This is a genomic window from Streptomyces sp. NPDC026062, assembly GCF_055568375.1.
In genome coordinates, this window is sequence record NZ_JBVHOQ010000109.1 from 1 (window position 1) to 3,543 (window position 3,543).

The 3,543-nt window shown below is 61.6% G+C and carries 2 protein-coding genes and 2 tRNA genes; all 4 read right to left on the reverse strand.

The window, feature by feature from the left end; all coding sequences use genetic code 11:
• Positions 1 to 88 precede the first annotated feature (88 nt).
• A complete protein-coding gene (gene serS / locus ACZ4LX_RS37925; RefSeq protein ID WP_467651948.1) occupies positions 89 to 1,378 on the reverse strand; it encodes a serine--tRNA ligase in 1,290 nt (429 codons plus the stop codon).
• 9 nt (positions 1,379 to 1,387) lie between these two features.
• On the reverse strand, positions 1,388 to 2,842 hold the full coding sequence (locus tag ACZ4LX_RS37930; protein ID WP_467651947.1) for an MmgE/PrpD family protein: 1,455 nt from the start codon (positions 2,840 to 2,842) through the stop codon (positions 1,388 to 1,390).
• 490 nt (positions 2,843 to 3,332) lie between these two features.
• Positions 3,333 to 3,419: transfer RNA gene (locus tag ACZ4LX_RS37935), tRNA-Asn, on the reverse strand.
• 32 nt (positions 3,420 to 3,451) lie between these two features.
• A tRNA-Asn gene (locus tag ACZ4LX_RS37940) sits at positions 3,452 to 3,538 on the reverse strand.
• Positions 3,539 to 3,543: the final 5 nt, after the last annotated feature.

Below are 3,543 nucleotides of genomic sequence, written 5' to 3' on the forward strand. Positions count from 1 at the left end.
CCTCCTGCGCGTCCGGCGACCAGGTCCGCGCATCCCCCACCAGATCACTCACACACCGTCAACAAGCCTGAACCCAAAGCGTTTCGGATCAATAGGCAATGCTTCCGTTGGGGTTGATTAGACTGAATCCTGTGTAGGGAACGAGTGCCGGGGGAATCCTAATCGCCCCATCGCGTCGTTGATTTTGCTCGAGGAGGGCTACCACGGTGCGGCCGATGGGAAGACCGGATCCGTTCAGCGTGGCTATGTACTCCTTATTTTTCGCACGGCCGCGACTGACCCTGATACCGGCTCGGCGCCCCTGGAAGCTTCCGCACTCGGAAACTGATGAGATCTCGCGGAAGGTGTTCTGGCTCGGCAGCCAGACTTCGAGGTCATAGGTACGGCGTGCCGAGAACCCTAGGTCAGCAGCACGCAGATCAACTACCCGGTAGTGGAGGCCAAGCTGCTGGAGGCAATCCTCTGCATCAGCCAGCAGGACTTGGAGTTGCCCATCGACTTCCTCTAGAAGGCATAGTCGCACGAGTTCGACCTTGGAGAACTGGTGGAGGCGAATAAGGCCGCGCGTGTCCCGACCGTAGGAGCCGGCCTCGGATCGGAAACAGGCGGTATGTGCCGTAAGCCTCAGGGGTAGGTCACCTTCAAGCAGGGTCTCGCCACTGTAGAGATTGACGAGCGGCACTTCAGCCGTCGGAATCAGGTACAGGCACCGATTCGCCACTTGAGTGGCAAAGAGGTCTCCGGTGAACTTCGGCAGTTGCCCCGTGCCTTGCATGGTCTCCGGGGTTACCAGATACGGGACGCTGTGCTCAGTGTACCGGTGCTTTTGCGTGTGCAGATCGAGGAGAAAGGAGGCCAGTGCGCGTTCGAGCAAGGCGCCGGCGCCTCGGAACACCGCGAAGCGGGTCCCCGAGAGCTTGCCGGCTCTGGCGAGGTCAAGGATGCCGGCCGACGATGCCAGATCGACGTGGTCGCGTGGTTTGAAGTCGAAAGTTGGCGTCTTGCCCCATCTGCTTAATTCAACAGGGGGATCCTCGGGGCCGCCATCGGGCGCCTCGTCCGAAGGGATGTTAGGGACCGTCAGGAGAAACGCTTTGAGGCCGCTTTCTGCGGTCTTCTGCGCTTCATCTGCTGGCTGGATCTGGCTCTTCAGATGTTTCGCTGCGGTTAGGTCAGCTTGTTCCCGCGCGCCACGTTGATCGGCAAGTTTACGGGTGATCCAGTTGAGTTCTTCCCTCAGAGACTGCCGATGTGCGATGGCTTGTGCGCGCTGACGCACAAGCCCAGACAAAGTCTCAGTGTCAAGAACGTATCTGCGCCTGCTCAATTTTTGCTCGGACTGAGCATCGGGATGCAGCAACTGCTGAGGGTCGTGCACGGTGTCTCCTTAGTCAGCCAGGGCGCTTTCTAACAGGCGGGCCAGTTGCTGGGGGGCTGAGTCGATGATGTGTGGCCAGGCGGTGATGACCGCGTCCGGTCCGCCAGCTTCGAGGAACTTGCCTGCGATCAACTTCTGATGGTCGCGGCGCAGTGCAGGTCCGATGGCGCCGCGGGGAATTGAGCGCTGTTGGGTGTAGCAACGACCGTCCTTCAGGCGCACGCTGACTCGGGCCGGCGTGGGTTTGACAGCCTCCATGAAGTCGTCGACAGGGGCACCAATGGTCCCGGCGAGGTCGACCAAGTCCTTCCCGCCGAACCGCTCTAGCCAGGCGTGGGCCGCGCCACCGGCTTGGCGTAGCGACTCGCCGAAAGGAGCGTCGCCGATCATCATGGTGCGAGTCATTTCCTGGTCGTGAACGAGCCGCACCCGCTCGGCGAGCTTCCAACGATCTGCGGCCACGATAGCTGGGCGAAAAAAGTCATCGACAGACAGACGGCCCGTCAGCAACGCAGTGGCCACCGGGTAAGGGGTCGTCAGTACGAGTGCACCGATGGGTGTTTTGTGTCCATCTAAGTAAGGCTGCGCCTTACGCGCCGCATAGACGGTGTAGAGCGAGCCCTCGACGAGAATGTCGTCGATATCGTCGAGATCCCACTGCGGCATACGGTCGTGAAGATCGATAGCACAATCGATCGCAGCATCGATGCCAGGGCCACCGGGGTGGAGCTTGAAAGAGAGGGTTTCTGTGTGCCAACGCTGTCCTAGACCACGAGTCACAGCCTCAGGCGTCGGCACGTCGGCAAACTGACGAAGAAAGCCATCCTCGTGCTCCAGTAGATCCGCAGCACCCTGCAAGCCTCCTTGCGCGGCATCACAGGCGTCCAGCCCCATTCGCACGCCCACCGGCACGTGCAGAAGCCGCGCGTCCGTGGTAACAAAACCACGCATCAAAGTCCACGGAGGCGCGCTCAGGGCCAGTGAAAATGCGTCGGTCCACACATCAGCCGGAGCCCGCTCGCAAGCCAGCCGACCAGCAACCGCTCCCACTACATGGGTATGCAGCGCAGTCTGCCCCCGAAAGGGGCCCAATGTCGCTGCTGCCGTAACTCGGGCCGCGCACTCATTAGCGAGCACGACCGCACGCAACAGTTCCGCCCCTGAGAGGCGCAGGTGATGGGCGTAGGCGAGGGGCACGCCGACCGTCGAGGGCCCCAGATGCCCTGCGTACGCAGTGTCGTCGAGGTTAAGCCAGGCGCCCGCCGCGGACAGAAGGCGGGCCGACTGCGCTACGTCGTCCTGCCATGGCAGGCCCAGCGCCTGGACCAATCGTCGGCCATCTTTTTGTGCGAGTCCGGTGCGGATAGCGGCGAGTTGGGACAGTATGTGGCTGGCAGCGAAGTCCTGCACCCGGGCGGGTACGTCGGACAGCTCTAGGGAGCTCGCCCACACGGCGAGGGACACCAATTGACCGTGCCTCGACTCGCCGCTACTTGATGCCTCACTCACTGTTATCCTCCGTTCTCTCGGTGGAAACTCGCGAAAACTGGGGCTGCACCAGGCATGACTTCGACCGAAATGCTGGACCGGTTTCTCTCCACGGCCCCCTTTCGCTCTCGAAGTGCGGTCAATCTCCGTCGGTGCGTTGCAAATTCGCCTCGGTACCGCGCGCGTAGGTCACCCCGGCCTGCCCCAACTTCCTGCTGGAACGCAGCATATCCAATGCCCCCCAGTGGGTATCGAGGGGTCCAGAACACAGATTTCCTGGAGCCCACCACCCGGGATCAAATAAGGCAGGCGGTTTTACATGTCTGCACGATGACGATCCCCGTCGGCGTTTACCAACATGGTTGCTCCCGAATGAATAAACGGCAATCCGACAGCATTGACGCTCCCCCTCGCGCCCGCGGGTCACCGCGATTCGGAAGAGAATTAGAGCTCAAGAGAAGATGCGCGGAGAGGGCAGGATTCGAACCTGCGCGAGCCGAAACTCGACCGAGTTAACACTCGGACCCCGATAGGCCACTACGGGCACCTCTCCCAAACCACCCCCGAAAGGGCGAGCGGACTGCGCGGAGAGGGCAGGATTCGAACCTGCGCGAGCCGAAACTCGACCGAGTTAACACTCGGACCCCGATAGGCCACTACGGGCACCTCTCCCAAAC